This window comes from Mesorhizobium sp. EU05-FHT14A09 (assembly GCF_058790995.1).
Map to the genome: position 1 here is coordinate 1 of NZ_JBYTDF010000025.1, position 1,202 is coordinate 1,202.

The 1,202-nt window shown below is 62.7% G+C and carries 1 protein-coding gene; it reads left to right on the top strand.

Features of this window, described 5'->3' with window-relative positions; all coding sequences use genetic code 11:
* Positions 1 to 1,202 (top strand): formate--tetrahydrofolate ligase (locus tag AC3WTO_RS31110; RefSeq protein WP_492465084.1); only part of this gene is annotated, 1,202 nt, incomplete at both ends.

Sequence of the window (1,202 nt, forward strand, 5' to 3'; positions counted from 1 at the left end):
ATGGCCGAGTACAAGAGTGACATCGAGATCGCGCGAGGCGCGAAGAAGCAGCCGATCCAGGCGATCGGTGAGAAGATCGGCATTCCGAGCGAACATCTTCTGCCCTACGGCCATGACAAGGCGAAGGTCTCGGCCGAGTTCATCAAGTCGGTCAAAGGCAACAAGGACGGCAAGCTGATCCTGGTCACCGCCATCAACCCGACGCCGGCCGGCGAAGGCAAGACCACCACCACGGTCGGTCTCGGTGATGGCCTGAACCGTATCGGCAAGAAGGCCGTCGTCTGCATCCGCGAAGCCTCGCTCGGACCCAATTTCGGCGTCAAAGGTGGTGCCGCCGGCGGTGGTTATGCCCAGGTCGTGCCGATGGAAGATATGAACCTGCACTTCACCGGCGACTTCCACGCCATCACCACCGCCCACAACCTTCTGTCGGCCCTCATCGACAACCACATCTACTGGGGCAATGAACTCGGCATCGACATCCGTCGCGTCGCCTGGCGCCGCGTCATGGACATGAACGACCGCGCGCTGCGCCAGATCATCGTCTCGCTCGGCGGTGTCGCCAACGGTTTTCCACGCGAGGCCGGCTTCGACATCACCGTCGCCTCCGAGGTGATGGCGATCCTGTGCCTTGCCACGGACCTGAAGGATCTCGAAAAGCGCCTCGGCGACATCATCGTCGCCTATCGCCGCGACAAGACCCCGGTCTATGCCCGTGACCTCAAGGCCGACGGCGCCATGGCGGTTCTGTTGAAGGATGCCATCCAGCCGAACCTGGTGCAGACGCTGGAGAACAACCCCGCCTTCGTGCATGGCGGCCCCTTCGCCAACATCGCCCACGGCTGCAACTCGGTGGTCGCCACCACCACCGCCTTGAAGCTTGCCGACTATGTCGTGACCGAAGCAGGTTTCGGCGCCGATCTCGGCGCCGAGAAGTTCTTCGACATCAAGTGCCGCAAGGCTGGCCTGAAGCCGGCTGCCGCCGTCATCGTCGCCACCGTGCGCGCCATGAAGATGAATGGCGGGGTGAAGAAGGAAGACCTTGGCCAGGAGAACATCGAGGCGGTGAAGAAGGGCTGCGCCAATCTCGGCCGTCACATCGAGAATGTGAAGCAGTTCGGCGTGCCGGCGGTGGTGGCCATCAACCACTTCGTCTCCGACACCGATGCCGAGATCCAGGCGATGAAGGAGTTCGTGGCGGC